The sequence below is a fragment of the Actomonas spartinae genome (assembly GCF_051209155.1).
GTDB lineage: Bacteria > Verrucomicrobiota > Verrucomicrobiia > Opitutales > Opitutaceae > Actomonas.
This window is the reverse complement of sequence record NZ_JBPJGB010000001.1, coordinates 756,498-771,741: the sequence shown is the minus strand read 5'-3', so window position 1 is coordinate 771,741 and position 15,244 is coordinate 756,498. Positions and strand designations below refer to the sequence as shown.

The window sequence follows — 15,244 nt, the reverse complement described above, 5'->3', positions numbered from 1 at the left end:
CGTATTTTTGGCCAATCGCTTTCCGTAGTTGTCGCGGCGGCCGCGCCAATCAATGCCGCTCGAGAAACTCCGCCGCGAGCTGGGCCATCGCCCGCACGCCCGTCACCAGGGCGGCATCATCGACCACAAAGCGCGGGGAGTGATTCGGCGCCGCGTTCGCAGGGTCCTGCCCGGGAGCGGTCACGCCGAGAAAAAAGAACACTCCCGGCACTTCCTGTTGGAAGAACGAAAAGTCCTCCGACCCGGTCGACAGGTTGTTGGCCACGAGCTTGTCCGGTCCGCCCGCCACCCGCTCCAGCACGTCCTGCATGCGCGCGGTGAGCTTGGCGTCGTTGACCGTGGCGGCGTAGCCGGTGTCGGCGCCGATGTAGACCTCGGCGCTCGCCCCGGCCGACTCCGCAATGCGTTCGGCGGTGCGGGTGACGCGCTGATGATACTCCGCGCGCACCTTCGGGTCGTAGGTGCGGATGGTGCCGGTCATCTCGACTTCATCCGGAATGATGTTGTTGCGGTCGCCGCCGTGGATTGTGCCGATCGAAACCACCGACGGAGTTTCGAGAATGTTGATCTGGCGACTGGCGACAGTCTGCAGCCCGAGTGCGATCTGGGCCGAGACGGTGATCGGATCCACGCCGGCCCACGGCGCCGCCGCGTGCGTCTGGCGCCCGCGCACGGTCACGCGCAGAAAATCACTGCTGGCCATCACCGGTCCCGGCCGCAGCCCGAGCGTGCCGCTGGCCATCGAGGACCACACGTGGAGGCCGAAGATCGCGTCGACTTTGGGATTCTCCAGGACGCCTTCCTGGATCATCTGCTTCGCGCCCCACACCGGCGCCGGCCACGCGCCTTCTTCGGCCGGTTGGAAAATGAACTTCACCGAGCCCGCCAGATCCTCCCGCACGCCGGCCAGCACCTCGGCCGCGCCCATCAGGATCGCCACGTGCGCATCGTGTCCGCAGGCGTGCATGACGCCCACCGTCTTGCCGCCATATTCCGTGGTCACGGTCGAGGCGAAGGGCAGCCCGGTCTGCTCCGTCACCGGCAACGCATCCATGTCGGCGCGCAACGCGACCACCGGTCCCGGTTGGCCGCCCCGCAACAAGCCCACCACGCCGTGCCCGGCCACGCCCGTCTGCACCTCGAGTCCCAGCGCCCGCAAGTGCTCCGCCACGTAGGCGGCGGTCTGCTCCTCGTGATTGGAGAGTTCCGGGTGGGCGTGCAGGTGATGCCGCCAGGCGATGACCTTTGCTTCCGCGGCTGTCGCCAAGTCGTCGATACGCTCGATCGGGGCGGCCGATAGCACAACGGAGATGGAGACCAGGACAGCGAGACAATTCAGCAGACGGCGCATGACCGGAATCCAATCGGAACGGGGCGCGTTTGGAAAGCGCGGCCAACGATCAACAGATCACACCTTTGACTCTCGCGCGCGGTTCCCTGCAAATCGCGGCACCCCGTATGAAACCTGCCTCCGCTTTTAAAATCGTGTTTGTGCTCGCTCTGGTCGGCGCCGCTGTCGGCGGCTTCGTCTATCAATTCGAACGCGCGCCGGAGAGCTCACCGATTTCGCGCGGCGCCCAACTCGCGACGACCGCCGGTTGCTTCGCCTGCCACGGCCAGGGCGAGAACGATCCGCGGGTCAACTACCGGTCCAGCTCCAACGGCCGCTGGCGGCACGGCAACATCGACCTCATCTGGGACGACGGGATCCTGGAAGCGGAGGAGGTCATCGAATGGATCACCCACGGCGTGCCGGAACAACAACGGGAACGCCACCAGCGCCTGCTCGTGCAGATGCCTGCCTACGGCGACGACGGCCACCTGAGTCCGGGGCAGATCGAAGATATCGCCGCCTGGGCCATGGCTGCGGGCCTGCGCCGCGCCTACATCGCGGCGGAGCGCGAGCCGGTCGCGTCCGTCGAGGCGGTGGCCGCGCTGAGCGAAGCCGAATTGCTGCGGCGCGGCGACGCCCTCGCCCGCGAGACCGGTTGCTACCAATGTCACGGCGAACTCGGCCAAGGCGCGGTCTCCAACCTCGCCTCGTTCAAGGGTTACATCCCCGGCTTTCAGGGGGCCGATTTTCGCCAGCTCACCAACGGCGGCGACAAGGCCGAGATTCGCCACTGGATCGAGCATGGTCGCGGCGTGGCCATCGAGCAGGGCCTGCTCGGCGGCATGGCCAAAAAATACTTCGAGGGTCAGGCCATCCCGATGCCGGCCTACGGCGAGGTGCTCGACGAGGTGCAGACCGAGATCTTGGTCGAATACTTGCTTTTGCTCAACGGTCGCGGCCCTTTGGACGTGCATGGCGTGGAAGCCCTGGCCACCACGCTGCTTGCCGAATCTGAATAATCTGTCCCCCAACTTCGTCTCTCTCTTCATGCGTCTTATTCGAACCGTCGCCCCCCTTACCCTCGCTTCCCTCACGCTCTCCGTTGCCGTCGCCAACGACGCGGACGCGCTCTTCCCCCTCCCCGCGGAGGTGCGCACAATCATTGATAACCGTTGTGTCATGTGCCACGGCGAAGTGATCGATGGCGAAGCCGAGATTCGGGAGGATCTGATCATGATCACCGACGAGGAGTTTCGCGACACCCTCGCCGATCCCCTCACGCTCTATGAGATGATCCGTGACGACGAGATGCCGCAGGAGGCACGCCTGTCCTTCCGCCTGCGCCGCCAAACCGAAATGCGCGATCGCCTCCGCAAACTGCAGGAAGACTACGAGACCAACGGCGAGAAGGCCGTCCTCATCGCCTGGCTCGAAAAGGCCCTCAAAATCAACGAGTGAGGTGAGGCGCCCCGCCGGGGAGCGTCCCGACGCGGGTCTTGCGAAATGCGCCCCGGCGGATAACTTTGGGGCATGAGCCACAACGTTTCCCACCTCCATCGGCAGCCGGTTTCAGCTCGAATCAGGCAAGTCCTCATCGGGTCCGCGTTCGCCTTCCTTTGCTCCGTTTCCTCCCTCGCCGCTGGCGGCATCTCCGGCACCTACGCCGACAAGGGTGTCGTCGTGCAATCGGTCAACGCCGCGACCACCGCGGAGATTTCCTTCCATGGGCTGCTCGGCCAGCAATTTGACCCGCAGCTCGCGGCGCTGGACTTCGAGACCTCGGATCGCGTCACCCTCGACGAAACCGACGGGACGCTGACCGTCGAAATCTTCGACGATGAAGGTCAGCGCATCTGGCGGTCGCGTTGGGGCGCGTCACGCGGGTTCTCCATGGAAGACGGCAAGGCCGTCATCCGCATGCGCATGAAAAACAGCAAGGACGACCGGTGGGTGCTGGTGATGGATCCGAACAGTGACGACCGCGCTTTGATGGTGCAGGTCTTCCACGTGAAGCCCGGCACCTTCGGCCCGCACAGCGAGCCGGTCGGCACCTACATCTTCGCCCGCGAGGGCTGAGGATCGCCGCACTCGACAGCCAAGCCGCGGCCAGGTGCCGCGGCCGCAAAGGCAGAGGCATCGTGCCTCTGCGTGCACCACCGGTTTACTCTGCGTCCGACCACAGCCAACGCATCGCTTGCGGCAACAGGTGACCGCCGTGCTTGTCGCTGTGTTCGCCGTCGGTCCAGACGTGCTTCTCCTGCCAACGCACGCCTTTGACGTGCTCCACCGGGGAGGCGCGATAGGGGTTCCAAGGCATGTCGCCAGACTCGGCGCGCTCGGCGAGCCGGTTGGAAAAATTGATCGCCGAGACCATCTGCTGGTTCGCGAGGAACCAGTTGCCCCACGTGTTATCGAGATCATTGGACCCGTCCTGGAAGAAGATCTTGATCGGCTTCGGCGGCAGGCGGCGGATCATCGCCGGGTAGTCCTGTCCACCCGGCGACCAAGCGCCGGCGGGATCGCCTTCGGGCGGCCGCGAACCGATCGAGACATAACTCCCGATGAAGCTGATCACCTTGCGAAAAACATCCGGGTTGTTCCAGGCGACCGTGAACGCACAGATCGCGCCGCTGCTGGTGCCGCCGATGGCGCGCTGCTCCGGATCGTCGGTCAGGTTATAGTCCTGCGCCACGAGCGGCAGCATCTCTTCAATGATGAAGCGGCCGTAGTCGGGCGTGAGCACATCGTATTCCTGCCAGCGGTGGTTGGGGTTGCCCCAGCCGAGGTCCTTGGGGAACTCGTCGCGGGTGTCGCCCGGCGTGATGAAGATGCCGATGGTCGGCGGCATCGCGCCCTGATGGATCAGGTTGGTGAGCACGTTTTGCACGCGCAGCGAACCTTCCGGATGGGTCGCGCGGTGGCCGTCCTGAAACACGAGCACGCTGGCCGGCGTCGCGGGGTCATACTGGGCCGGCACAAAGATCCAATACTGCCGGATCGTGCCGGGAATGATCTCACTGCGAAATTCAAAGGGACCTTTCAACTCTCCCTGCGGCACGCCTTCCTGCACCAACGAATCGGGCGTGAGTTCGAAGTCGCCAGTCATGACTGCGGCGGGATCGTGGGCCCGGGAAACAAGGGACGTGGTGGCCAGGAGCGCCAGCACGGAGAGGAGCAGGGATCGTGATTTCATGGGGGTAAGGGGAAAAAGGGAGGGGAAAGCAAAAGGCCCCACCCCGTCAAACGGGATGAGGCCTGGGCCAGTGTAGCGGCGACTTAGATATTACCGATTCGACCGGTTGAGTCGCCAAATCGTTGCAAACCCTTCACGCCAACTTGGTCGGCCAACGTGAGGAAGAGGTTGCTCATCGGCTGCGAGCTGTGCTCGACGAAGCGGCCGGGGTTGAGTTGGCCGCCACCGTGACCGGCCAGCAGCACCGGCAGATCGTGGTGAGTGTGTCGGTTGCCGTCGCCGTTGCCGCTGCCGTAGATGATGCGGGAGTTGTAGAGCAGCGAGTTGCCGTCCACGTCCTCCGTCTCATCCATGCGCTGGAGGAACTTGGCGAACTGGGTGATATACCAGTGGTCGATCGTCGCCACTTTCTCGATACGATCGGACTGATTGCGGTGATGGGACAGCTCATGATGGCCCTCGCTGATGCCGATCTCGCTGAACGAACGGTTGTCGCCGTCATGCGCGAGCACAAAGGTGCACACCCGGGTCGAGTCGGATTTGAAGGCCAGCAGCATCATGTCATACATGACCTGCACATACTCGGCCTGACTTTCGGGAATGCCTTCGGGGGTGGCCTGCTCCGGGTCGATGTTGGGGCCAAACTGCTCGGCGCGCTCGATGCGGGACTCCACGTCGCGCACGCCGGTGAGATACTGGTCGAGCTTCTCGCGGTCGGCATGGTCGAGTTTGCGCGAAAGGCTGCGGGCATCGTCCATCACGAAGTCGATGACCGAGCGCCGGTTTTCCATCCGCTGGCGGGCGTGGGCCTGACGTTCGCCGTGCACACCGGCTCCGAAGAGGCGCTCGAAGACCAGGCGCGGATTGTTCTCCGGCGTCATGGGCTGAGTGGCCGACTTCCAGGAAATGTTGTATTGGTAGGCGCAGGAGTAACCCGAATCACAACCGGAGGACTGGCGGTTGGCATCGCAGGTGAGTTCGAGGGACGGCAGCCGCGTGAGGTTGCCCACCTGGCTGGCGATGACCTGGTCGATGGAGACGCCCGCCTGCACATCGGTGGCGCTTTTCTTGAGGCGCACGCCGGTGAGGAACACGCCGTTGCCGCGGGCATGGTCGCCGGCACCGTCTTCGCCGGGGTTGGCGTTCTCGTGGTCGAGGCCTTTGAAGATCTGCACGCGATCACGCACGTTGGCGAGCGGCGCGAGGGTCTCGCTGAGTTTGAAGTCGGACATGCCACCGGTCGGCCACCAGCGATCCGGAATGGCGCCATTCGGGAAGGTCACAAAGGCGGTGCGCAGCGGCGCGCCGGTCGGGGTGGTGGCGGTCTCGAGGGCCTGCGTCGCAGCCAGCAATTTGGAAGGCGTGAGCGAGGCAAAGGCCGGCAGCGCCAGCGACGCCCCCATCCCGCGCAGGAAGTTCCGGCGGCTGAGGGATCGAAGTTGGCGGCGAAGTTCGGTTTCGGCGGATGGATTCATGATCAGCGGCTCAGGTTGGCGACGTGCTCCGAGGCGGGAGCCGAAGCGGTTTCGACGGCAAGTTGGTTTTGAGGGAGACGAGCTTTTTGGAAAGGGGCGGAATCGATGATGGCGCTCAACAGGACCGACGGCCGGGCGCCTTCGGTCTCCAGGCGATGCACGATCTGATCCAGCGTCGCCGTATCGTAATACTCCATACCACGACCCAACGCGTAGGTCAGGAGCTTCTCGGTGAAGGTGTGGAGGAACTGTTCGCGGTGGTTGCTGACCAGGATCTTCTTCAGCTCCTGCACGCCCGAGAAGGATTCGCCGGTGACCAGCTGGCCCTGCGAATCGATCGGCTTGTTCATCTCCTGGTCACGCCAACGGCCCATGGCGTTGAAATTCTCCAGCGCGAGGCCCAGCGGATCCATCCGGCTGTGGCAGGACGCACACATGCGGCTCGAAGCGTGCAGCTCCAACTGTTCGCGCAGCGACATGGCGGCGATCTCTTCCTCGCTCGCGACCTCCTCCAGGCCCGGGATGTTCGGCGGCGGCGGCGGCGGCGGCGTGCCAAGGATGTTTTCGAGGATGAAGACGCCTCGCTTCACCGGCGACGTGCGACCCGGGTTGGACGTGACGGTCAGCACCGTGCCTTGGGTGAGGACACCACCGCGGGGATGCCCGGCGGGCAGCTCCACTTTGCGCATTTCCTCCCCTTTGATCTCGACGTGGTCGATCTCGTAAAACTTGGCCAACTCCTCGTTCAAAAAGGTGTAGTTGCTATCGAGAAACTCGCTCAGGTCGCGGTCCTCGCGCAGCACGTAGTCGAAGTAGTGCTCGGTCTCCGCGCGCATCGCTTCGCGCACCGGACGCTCCAACTCCGGGCGCTCGAGATTGCGAAACTGGCGAAACACCCCGAAAGCAGCCCGCAGCTCCGCGGTCTGGGCTTCGGTGCGCTGGCCTTGCGGAATCCGGTTGATGCGCTGGAAGGTCTTGCGCGCGGCGGACATTTCCGGGTTGGGGTTTTCCCGCAGGAACACCTCAAAGTCGCTGATCGGGACGTCACCGATGTCGCGAGCCTGCAGCCACTGCCCGGTGAAGTTTTTCACAAACTGATCCGAACGTGGGTCGTTCAACATGCGTTGCACTTGCTGCGGCAATTCTTCCCGCAGACGTCCGGCCTCGGCCAACTCAAACAAGGTGTCGTCCGGCATCGTGGACCACAGGAAATAGGACAAGCGCGAGGCCAGGGAATACTCGTCAATGTCGGGGTAAACCTCACCGGGTTTCAACGGTTCGAGCTGCTCCTCGCGGAAGAGGAAGCGCGGCGAAACGAGCACCGCCGCCATAGCCTGGGCAATTCCCGACTCAAAGGTCTCACCATCCTGCTCCGAGACCCCCATCGCCAGTTGCACCAGCCGGTCGACCGAACCGTCGGCCACCGGACGACGGTAAGCGCGGCGGGAGAAATCGCCCAGCAGCTCCCGGGCGTAAACCGCGCGCTCAGCGCGCGACTCCGGCACCGGACGCGGGAAGAACTTTTCGTAGTTCGGCGGGGAAACGAAATGCGCCGGATCGTAGGGACCGCGCACCGTGACATTGTCGAAGCGGATGCGCAGATTGCGAATCTGCTCGGAGGCCGGCAACACCGGGCGCAATTCCATCACGATCTCGTGCTCACCCGCCGACCACTCGCGTTGGAAGGCGTAGGAAAAGCGCCGACCGTAACCCTCACGGGCCATTTCCTTTTCCATCAACACCTCGCCGTCGACCTTGAGGATGATGTGGCAGCGGTTCAGGTCGAACTGCGTGTCCACATAACGTTCCAAAGCCCGATAGTTGAGCTCCACTTCGTAGTCGCCCGCATGCTCGACCGTGAAGGAGGAGGACACGATGGCGGGTTCGTAATAAGACAGGTCCAGTTCCTCCGCCGAACGCCGCTTTACCACCACGCTTTCCGAAGCGACGGCCGGCACGATTTCCTCGTTCGCCGCCGCAGCCGGCGGAGCTGAACTGTCGCTGGATCCAAGGGATTCGAGAACCGGCATCGGCGCGGCCGTGGTCACAAAGCTGCCACCGGGAATCACGTGCGTAGCGACGACCGACGATTGGCGCGGCACCGCCTCATCGATGATGGCCTGCGCGGCGTCGAGATACTTCTCGAGCAACATCGGCGAGATCGTGAGCACGTCGGAAATGTTGTCGAAGCCGTGACCGGTGTCGTCGGCCGGAAACTCCACCGACGTGTTGTAATCAATGCCGACCAGATCCCGGATGGTATTGCGATACTCGACGCGGTTGAGCCGGCGCACGGTCACGCGGCCCGGATCGGGATGCGCGGGGTCGATCTGAAACGCCTTCTCCTTGATCCAACGCACGATCTCTTCCTTCTGCTCCGGCGACGGTTGATATTCATCCGCCGGCGGCATCAAACCGGCGCGCACGTTCTTCAAAACCCGCAGCCACAGCGCGTGATCCATGATCTCCTCATCGCTGCCAAAACCATCGAGCACGACCCCGCCCTTGTCACCGCCGTAACCGTGGCAGTCGTAGCAGAACTCGTCCATCGTCAGCTCGATCTGCTCTTTGAAGCTCGCCAAGATCGGCTCATCCGCGACTTGGGCACCGGCCGTCGACATCGTCGCCACCAACGCCGCCGCCCAACCGGCCGACCGCCACTGGAGCGTCGCAGTGCGACGAACGTTTTCAATCAGGGATCCGCGGGAGGAACGAGCAAACATGTAAAGCAGTTGGAAGAGAGAGGATAACTAGGAAATTGGGGTAGGCGCAGGCCTTGGGACGCGCGTTCCACCACGAGATACGAGCCCAACTGACTTCTCAACTCAGACCGGCGAATCGTGTGTGACTGTTAAACGTCATCATGAAAATTCACTCCAGCCGGCCTCTCGCAGAGTTGCCTCAGCCGCCCCTGCGGTGGATACGCTTCCGCCGCCCCACCCCACCATGAAGTATCGATTCCCCGCCTGGTCGCGAACGACGGCCTGCCTGTGCCTCGCCGTGATCGCACCGTTTACTCGTGGCGCCGAAGCCACGCTCGCCGCGCCTGGCGCCACGCTCACGTGGCAAGACGGCACGGTGAAAATCAACCGCCACGGTCGCACCGTCCTCGACCTCCGGGAGATCAAATTCGACTACCACGCGCCGGTGGCGACGCGCCTGCTGGACGCCTCCGCCGACGCCCTGCGCATCGAGCTGAGCTACCCGACCAGCGTCGGCTTCGCCTCGCGCGCCGTCGACGCGCCTCCGCTCACCACGGAGCTGACCATCAGCCGTCTCGGCGACGGGTTCCGCTTTTTCGCAGCGCCCCCCTGGGGCGATCAGGTCACGCTCGAACTGGCCGACACCGGTGACCACGTTTTCGGTCTTTCGTCGCCCCTGCAGCCCGACAACCGCCACTCGCCGGACCTGCGTGACTCAACCGTCTTCGTCGAGGTGACGAACAAGGGCAGCAACCTTGTCGAGAACTACGCCTCCGCCTTCTCCGCGTTCTACCTCAGCAGCCACGGCTACGGCGCCTTCTTCGACACCTTTGGCGCCGGCCGCTACCAATTCGCCCGCAACGGCCGTAACCAGATCCACCACGAAACCGGCACGCTCGACTGGTATTTGTTTTTTGGTGACGACGGCCGCGCCATCCACCGCGCCTACTACGACCTCATCGGCGCGCCCAAGTCGCTGCCACTTTGGGCCGTCGGCCCGGTCGCCTGGCGCGACCAGAACGACGGCGGCGCGCCCGAAATCCTCGATGACATCGCCCGCTTCGAGGCGCTGCGTCTCCCGGTCACGGCGTGGTTCGTCGACCGCCCCTACAGCGACGGCGCGCACGCGTGGTCGCACATGAACTTCAACGCCCGGTTCGCCCGTCCCGAACAGTGGATCAAAACCATTCGCGATGAGCACGGATTGGAGTTCATGACCTGGACCGCCACCGCCTTCTTCGGCGACACCCCGCTGCCGCGCCACCTGCCCGGCGGTTTCACCTACGCCGATCTCAGTGATCCTGCGACGGTCGCGGCGTTTCAGGAGAAACTCACCACCCTGCAGCACCGGCTCGGGGTGAAAGGCCACAAGATGGACCGGGCCGACGAGCACTTTCCACCATGGGAAAACTGGGCCGACACCAACGTGCCCGCCGATGCCCGCCGCAACACCTACGCCTACCTGTTCGCCAAAGTGCACGACGCGGCCCTGCGCCGCACCTGGGGCGACGACCAGTTCACCTTTGCGCGAGCCGCGATCCACCGCGCGCAACCCTATCTCAGCGCGATTTGGGGCGGCGACCCGCGCAGCAGTTGGCAGGGCCTGCAGGGCAACGCCGCCAACGCGATGCGCGCCGCTTTCATGGGCTTCCCCATCTGGGGCAGCGACGTCGGCGGCTACATCGGCGAGGGCACCATCGCACCCGAGCTCTACCTGCGCTGGCTGCAGTTCGGCGTGATGAGCGGTTTGCTCGAAATCAAACTCGACGGCTCCGGCGGCGACGGTGAGGACCGCATGCCCTGGCGCTACGACGAGGTCTTTCAAGCCGACTTCCGCAAGCTGCTCGAACTGCGCATGGTGCTCCTGCCCTACCTGCACTCGCTGGCCAACACCTCCGCGCAAAACGGCCCGCTCATGCAACCGCTCGCCTATCGCCACCTCGACGATCCGCGCACCTACGATATCTGGGACGAGTTCTACCTCGGCGACGGGTTGCTCGTCGCGCCGATGCTGACGCCGGGCACGGTGCGCGAAGTCTACCTGCCCGCCGGGCGCTGGCATCGTTTTGATTTCGACGAGGGCGTGCTCTCCACCCACCTCGGCGCCCATGCCGTGGTGACGCAGGCCGCCGTGAACGAAATCCCGCTCTTCGTTCGCGCCAACAGCCTGCTGGTCACCGGCGACGTCTACCGCGGCAACAGTCGCAACTGGCTAGACGGCGAATCCGGGGCATTGTCGATTCACGCCTTCCCCGGCGAGGTCGGCCAGTCCACCCAGTTCACCTACATTGACACCGCCGACGGCGACACCGCCAAGACCTTCACGCTCAGCCACACCGACGACGGCATTACGCTTGAAGGTCCCGCCCTCACCCACGACGGCCAGATCGCGCTCTACACCGCCACCGGACGCAACCTGGTGCCTTGGCTCGCCGGGCATCGCCTTCACCTCGAGTGGGATGAATAAGCCAAGCATTGCCCTCGCGCTGCTGCTCGCCGGTGTCGCCGCCGCCGAACCGATCGACCGCGAGGCGCTGGTCCGTCGTCACCATCCAGTGAATACAACGGTGGATCCACTCTCCCCTTTCACCCTTGGCAACGGCGGCTTTGCCATGACCGTCGATGTGACGGGCCTGCAAAGTTTTCCTGAAGCCTACGCCGCCGGCATCCCCCTCGCGACCCAAAGTGACTGGGGCTGGCACAGCTTCCCCAACGAATCGGACTACCGGATCGAGGACACCTTCGAGAACTTCGCCACCGGCGACCGCGAGGTGCCCTACCCGACCAAGCAATCCTCCCCCGCCGGCGCGTGGTTGCGCAGCAATCCGCACCGCCTCGGTCTCGGCCGGATCGGCTTCGAATTTCTGCGGGAGGATGGCACAAGCGCGACGCTCGAAGACATCACCGATATTCACCAGGAGTTGTCGCTGTGGACCGGCGAGATCCTGAGCACCTACCAAGTTGAAGGCGTGCCGGTGGAGGTGATCACCGTCGCGCATCCCGACATCGACGAAGTGGCGATCCGCGTTCGCTCACCGCTGCTGCAACAATCCCGCCTGCGCATCGTGACCCGGTTTGCCTACGGCAGGGGCGCGTGGGGCATCGATCCACACGATTGGAACTCACCTGGTCTTCACGAAACGCGCATCGCCGACACGGCTCCCGGCTTCGTTAAGCTGAGTCGCCACTTGGATGACTTTACCTATGGTGTCGCGTTGATCACGGGACGGCCGGGGGACCAATTCGCGCTCACCGCGCCTCATACCGCCACCCTCACCCCGGAGGTCCGCGCGGCCGGCGAGTCACTGGAAATCATCGCGTATTTTGCAGGCGGCGATCGTCCCCGCGGCATGCGCCCGGAGCCCTTCAGCGCCAGCCGCGACCACTGGCCTCGCTTCTGGACCGAGGGCGCCGCCGTTGATTTCTCCGGCAGCACCGATCCCCGCGCGGCCGAACTCGAGCGTCGCGTCATCCTTTCGCAATACCTCACCGCCATCCAGTGCGCCGGCGACATGCCGCCGCAGGAGACCGGCCTGACCGTCAACTCGTGGTATGGCGTCGCCCACCTCGAGATGCACTGGTGGCATGGCACGCACTTCGCGCTGTGGAACCGTTTCCAGCTGCTCGCACGCAGTTTGCCGTGGTATGAAAAAATCCTGCCCACCGCCCGCGCCATCGCCGCGCGCCAGGGCTACCCCGGCGCGCGCTGGCCGAAGATGGTCGATCGCGAGGGCCGCGAAAAACCCTCCGGCATCGCCCCCCTGTTGATCTGGCAACAGCCTCACCCCATCACCTTCGCCGAACTGGCGTGGCGCGAGTCATCGACTCCCGACACGCTCGCGCGCTACCGCGAGATCGTCTTCGCCACCGCCACCTTCATGGCCGACTTCGCCCAACGCAACCCGACCACCGGCCACTACGATCTCGGGCCGCCGCTCATCCCGGCCCAGGAAAGTTACGATCCGCGCACGACCAAGAACCCGCCCTACGAACTGGCTTACTGGCGCTGGGGCCTGAGCACGGCCCAGGCCTGGCGCGAGCGCCTCGGCCTGAACCGCGACCCGCATTGGGACGAGGTGCTGGCCAACCTCGCGCCGTATCCGGAACATGAGGACGCCTACGCCACCGCCGAGGGCATTTGGAACATGGTTGACCACCCCAGCGTGCTGGGCGCCCTCGGCATGTTGCCCGGCCCCGGCATCGACCGCGAACGCATGCGCCTCACCTTGCACCGCGTCATGGCGGAACAGGATTGGGACCACACTTGGGGCTGGGATTACCCGCTCATCGCCATGACCGCCGCGCGTCTCGGCGAACCCCAGCTCGCGGTCGACGCGCTCCTGCTCGATCGCCCGAAGAACACCTACCTGCCCAACGGCCACAATCACCAGGATGACCGTCTGCGACTCTATCTGCCGGGCAACGGCGCCCTGCTCACCGCCGTCGCCTTGATGGCCGGCGGTTGGGACGACGCGCCCGACCGCCCCGCCCCCGGATTCCCTGACGACGGCACCTGGACCGTGCGCAGCGAGCGCCTGCGCCCTCTACCGTGATGCGCGCCCTGCTGCGATTGGTCGTCTATCCGCCGGTGTGGTTTCTCGCGCAACTGGGCCTGACTGTTTTGCTGCTGCGGCAGACGGAATCCTCCATCCCCTGGCTGACGAGCATCCGTGCCGAGTGCGGCATCGGACTGACCGTCCTCGGGGTCGCCCTTTCAGCCTGGGCCATCCTCACGGTGCGATACGGTCGCACCCCGATCCTGCCCTATCGCCAGCCGGAGCAATTGCTCACCCGCGGCCCGTTCCGTTTTTCCCGCAACCCCATCTACCTGGGCGAAGCGATGATCCTCGCGGGTATCGCCCTGCGCAGCGGCGAAGCCCTGCCGTGGCTGACCTTGCCGCTCTTCCTGCTCGGACTCACCGCCGGTCCTGTTCGCTGGGAGGAGGAGGCCCTGCGCAACCGCTTCGGTGAAGCCTACCGGAGCTATTGCCAACAGGTGCGGCGGTGGCTCTGAATCTCCCTGCAAAAATCCCCGAGGGTTGAGCGCCGCCCCCGCGTAACACCTACCATGACCGATTCCGATCCGCTCTCCGACCTTCTCCAGCGCTGGCAGCCGAAACCCGGCCCAGCGCCAGATTTTGCGGCGAGGGTGCGGACGCGGATCGCGCGGCATGAAGCCGCGCCCATGGGTTCGCCCTGGGCGCGCCTGCTCGCGTGGCCCGCCAGCCTGCCCTTGGCCGCAGCGCTCGCCATCATCATCGGCGTCGCCTCCGCCGTGACCGTGCAGCAGGCCAACACCCGCCAAATCATGGCCGACGCTTATGCCCGCAGCATTGACCCGGTGCGCCTCACCGCCGACGGAGCGACCGCGCCCCACCACGATCACCTGCACCCATGAGCGAGCCCGCCCGCCCCGTCCCCGCGTTGCTGCGCCTCCTGCTTGTCGCCGCTGTCGCCGGCGCCGCCTCCTTCGGCCTGACCCGCTTGCTCAGTCCGGGGCCCGAATCCACCGCCGGCAACGAACTCACCTGGCTCACGCAGGAATTCCAGCTCACGCCGCAACAGGCCCAACGGATTCAGGCGTTGCACGCCGCCTATCGTCCGATCTGCGCGCAACACTGTGCGGCGATCCTCGACACCAAGGCTGAACTCGCCACCGCCGAGACTCCCGCCGCCAAGGGCCAGATTGAACAACGCCTCTCCGCCCTGAAGGCGACCTGCCATGATTCGACCCAGGCGCACCTCGAAGCCGTGGCTGCCGCCATGTCGCCGGAACAGGGGCAACGCTACCTCGCGATGATCAGCCCCCGCCTCAGCGCCCACCAGCACACCGAGCCCCTGGGCTTGCGATGAACGAAGCCGCGGACGACACCGCCGACATGCTCGCGTTGCAGGCCGGCGACGACACCGCGATCGAGCGTCTCGTGGAACGCTGGCAGGAACGCCTGCGTCGCTTCCTGCTCCGCCACGCCCTGTCCGAAGCCGACGCGCTGGACCTCGCGCAGGAGACTTTTGTGCGCGTTTACCTGCACCACGATCGCTTCGATCCGGACCGCCGTTTTTCGACCTGGTTGTTTCAAATCGCGCTGAACCTCACCCGCGATCACGCCCGCCGCACCACCCGGCGTCCGACCACCACCCTCGACCACGCGCCGGAGCCCAGCACCGATGCCACCCCGCTCGACGACACCGACGCGGCGGAAGTCGCCCACGCCGTCCGTGACGCCATCCGCCAGCTACCGGAAAACCTGCGCGAGGTCGTGCTCCTCTTCGAATACGAGCACCTGTCCCACGCCGAGATCGCGGCCATCGTCGGCGCCACGCCCAAGGCCGTCGAAACCCGCCTGCGCCGCGCGCGGGAGCACTTGCGGACCGCCCTGGGGCGCTGGCTCGCCTCCTAGGCGAGGTCATCCACCCGCTTGTTACAAATTTCCGCGCGCAACGGAAATTCTGGTCCCCCGTCTGCTAGGTGCTATGGTGACCGTTTCCCTGCATGCCCCGTCGCCACCGTCCAGCCCCCACCTCTCCCCCGACCCCTCCG

General features: G+C 65.1%; 13 protein-coding genes. 9 read left to right on the top strand and 4 right to left on the bottom strand.

Annotated elements, in window-relative coordinates:
* Positions 1-49 precede the first annotated feature (49 nt).
* Positions 50-1,351: an amidohydrolase gene (locus tag AC0MRV_RS03070; RefSeq protein ID WP_472762958.1), complete on the bottom strand. Its 1,302-nt coding sequence runs from the start codon at positions 1,349-1,351 to the stop codon at positions 50-52.
* A 107-nt stretch (positions 1,352-1,458) separates the two neighbouring features.
* Between AC0MRV_RS03070 and AC0MRV_RS03065 the strand changes: the two genes are divergently transcribed.
* From AC0MRV_RS03065 to AC0MRV_RS03055, 3 genes are all read left to right on the top strand, one after another.
* Positions 1,459-2,352, top strand: coding sequence for a c-type cytochrome (locus AC0MRV_RS03065; RefSeq protein WP_472762957.1), 894 nt, complete (start codon positions 1,459-1,461; stop codon positions 2,350-2,352).
* Positions 2,353-2,380: 28 nt separating this feature from the next.
* Positions 2,381-2,791, top strand: coding sequence for a hypothetical protein (locus AC0MRV_RS03060; protein WP_472762956.1), 411 nt, complete (start codon positions 2,381-2,383; stop codon positions 2,789-2,791).
* Between the two features lie 72 nt (positions 2,792-2,863).
* Entirely contained in the window at positions 2,864-3,409 is a 546-nt protein-coding gene (locus tag AC0MRV_RS03055; RefSeq protein WP_472762955.1) for a hypothetical protein, read from the top strand.
* A gap of 85 nt (positions 3,410-3,494) precedes the next feature.
* Here AC0MRV_RS03055 and AC0MRV_RS03050 read toward each other — a convergent pair whose 3' ends face one another.
* The 3 genes from AC0MRV_RS03050 to AC0MRV_RS03040 all read right to left on the bottom strand — a co-directional run bounded on the left by AC0MRV_RS03050 (position 3,495) and on the right by AC0MRV_RS03040 (position 8,724).
* Positions 3,495-4,526, bottom strand: coding sequence for an alpha/beta hydrolase (locus AC0MRV_RS03050; RefSeq protein WP_472762954.1), 1,032 nt, complete (start codon positions 4,524-4,526; stop codon positions 3,495-3,497).
* An 83-nt stretch (positions 4,527-4,609) separates the two neighbouring features.
* The gene (locus tag AC0MRV_RS03045) at positions 4,610-6,001 is read right to left on the bottom strand and encodes a DUF1552 domain-containing protein (protein WP_472762953.1); all 1,392 of its coding nucleotides are present in this window, start codon (positions 5,999-6,001) and stop codon (positions 4,610-4,612) included.
* 2 nt (positions 6,002-6,003) lie between these two features.
* Complete coding sequence (locus AC0MRV_RS03040) at positions 6,004-8,724, bottom strand: DUF1592 domain-containing protein (protein WP_472762952.1); 2,721 nt, start codon at positions 8,722-8,724, stop codon at positions 6,004-6,006.
* 223 nt (positions 8,725-8,947) lie between these two features.
* Between AC0MRV_RS03040 and AC0MRV_RS03035 the strand changes: the two genes are divergently transcribed.
* The 6 genes from AC0MRV_RS03035 to AC0MRV_RS03010 are packed head-to-tail and all read left to right on the top strand — an operon-like array spanning position 8,948 to position 15,104.
* Complete coding sequence (locus AC0MRV_RS03035) at positions 8,948-11,170, top strand: TIM-barrel domain-containing protein (RefSeq protein WP_472762951.1); 2,223 nt, start codon at positions 8,948-8,950, stop codon at positions 11,168-11,170.
* Positions 11,163-13,256, top strand: coding sequence for a hypothetical protein (locus AC0MRV_RS03030; protein ID WP_472762950.1), 2,094 nt, complete (start codon positions 11,163-11,165; stop codon positions 13,254-13,256). The genes AC0MRV_RS03035 and AC0MRV_RS03030 overlap by 8 nt, the downstream gene beginning before the upstream one ends.
* Entirely contained in the window at positions 13,256-13,717 is a 462-nt protein-coding gene (locus tag AC0MRV_RS03025) for a methyltransferase family protein (RefSeq protein WP_472762949.1), read from the top strand. The genes AC0MRV_RS03030 and AC0MRV_RS03025 overlap by 1 nt, the downstream gene beginning before the upstream one ends.
* Before the next feature lie 54 nt (positions 13,718-13,771).
* The gene (locus AC0MRV_RS03020; protein ID WP_472762948.1) at positions 13,772-14,101 is read left to right on the top strand and encodes a hypothetical protein; all 330 of its coding nucleotides are present in this window, start codon (positions 13,772-13,774) and stop codon (positions 14,099-14,101) included.
* Complete coding sequence (locus AC0MRV_RS03015) at positions 14,098-14,556, top strand: hypothetical protein (protein ID WP_472762947.1); 459 nt, start codon at positions 14,098-14,100, stop codon at positions 14,554-14,556. The genes AC0MRV_RS03020 and AC0MRV_RS03015 overlap by 4 nt, the downstream gene beginning before the upstream one ends.
* Positions 14,553-15,104, top strand: coding sequence for an RNA polymerase sigma factor (locus tag AC0MRV_RS03010; protein WP_472762946.1), 552 nt, complete (start codon positions 14,553-14,555; stop codon positions 15,102-15,104). The genes AC0MRV_RS03015 and AC0MRV_RS03010 overlap by 4 nt, the downstream gene beginning before the upstream one ends.
* Positions 15,105-15,244: the final 140 nt, after the last annotated feature.

Excerpts from the sequence above, each read along its gene's own strand:
- AC0MRV_RS03050 (WP_472762954.1), bottom strand. The coding sequence starts at position 4,526 with ATGAAATCACGATCCCTGCTCCTCTCCGTGCTGGCGCTCCTGGCCACC.
- AC0MRV_RS03060 (WP_472762956.1), top strand. The coding sequence starts at position 2,381 with ATGCGTCTTATTCGAACCGTCGCCCCCCTTACCCTCGCTTCCCTCACG.
- AC0MRV_RS03045 (WP_472762953.1), bottom strand. The coding sequence starts at position 6,001 with ATGAATCCATCCGCCGAAACCGAACTTCGCCGCCAACTTCGATCCCTC.
- AC0MRV_RS03010 (WP_472762946.1), top strand. The coding sequence starts at position 14,553 with ATGAACGAAGCCGCGGACGACACCGCCGACATGCTCGCGTTGCAGGCC.
- AC0MRV_RS03035 (WP_472762951.1), top strand. The coding sequence starts at position 8,948 with ATGAAGTATCGATTCCCCGCCTGGTCGCGAACGACGGCCTGCCTGTGC.
- AC0MRV_RS03030 (WP_472762950.1), top strand. The coding sequence starts at position 11,163 with ATGAATAAGCCAAGCATTGCCCTCGCGCTGCTGCTCGCCGGTGTCGCC.
- AC0MRV_RS03025 (WP_472762949.1), top strand. The coding sequence starts at position 13,256 with ATGCGCGCCCTGCTGCGATTGGTCGTCTATCCGCCGGTGTGGTTTCTC.
- AC0MRV_RS03020 (WP_472762948.1), top strand. The coding sequence starts at position 13,772 with ATGACCGATTCCGATCCGCTCTCCGACCTTCTCCAGCGCTGGCAGCCG.
- AC0MRV_RS03055 (WP_472762955.1), top strand. The coding sequence starts at position 2,864 with ATGAGCCACAACGTTTCCCACCTCCATCGGCAGCCGGTTTCAGCTCGA.
- AC0MRV_RS03015 (WP_472762947.1), top strand. The coding sequence starts at position 14,098 with ATGAGCGAGCCCGCCCGCCCCGTCCCCGCGTTGCTGCGCCTCCTGCTT.
- AC0MRV_RS03040 (WP_472762952.1), bottom strand. The coding sequence starts at position 8,724 with ATGTTTGCTCGTTCCTCCCGCGGATCCCTGATTGAAAACGTTCGTCGC.
- AC0MRV_RS03065 (WP_472762957.1), top strand. The coding sequence starts at position 1,459 with ATGAAACCTGCCTCCGCTTTTAAAATCGTGTTTGTGCTCGCTCTGGTC.
- AC0MRV_RS03070 (WP_472762958.1), bottom strand. The coding sequence starts at position 1,351 with ATGCGCCGTCTGCTGAATTGTCTCGCTGTCCTGGTCTCCATCTCCGTT.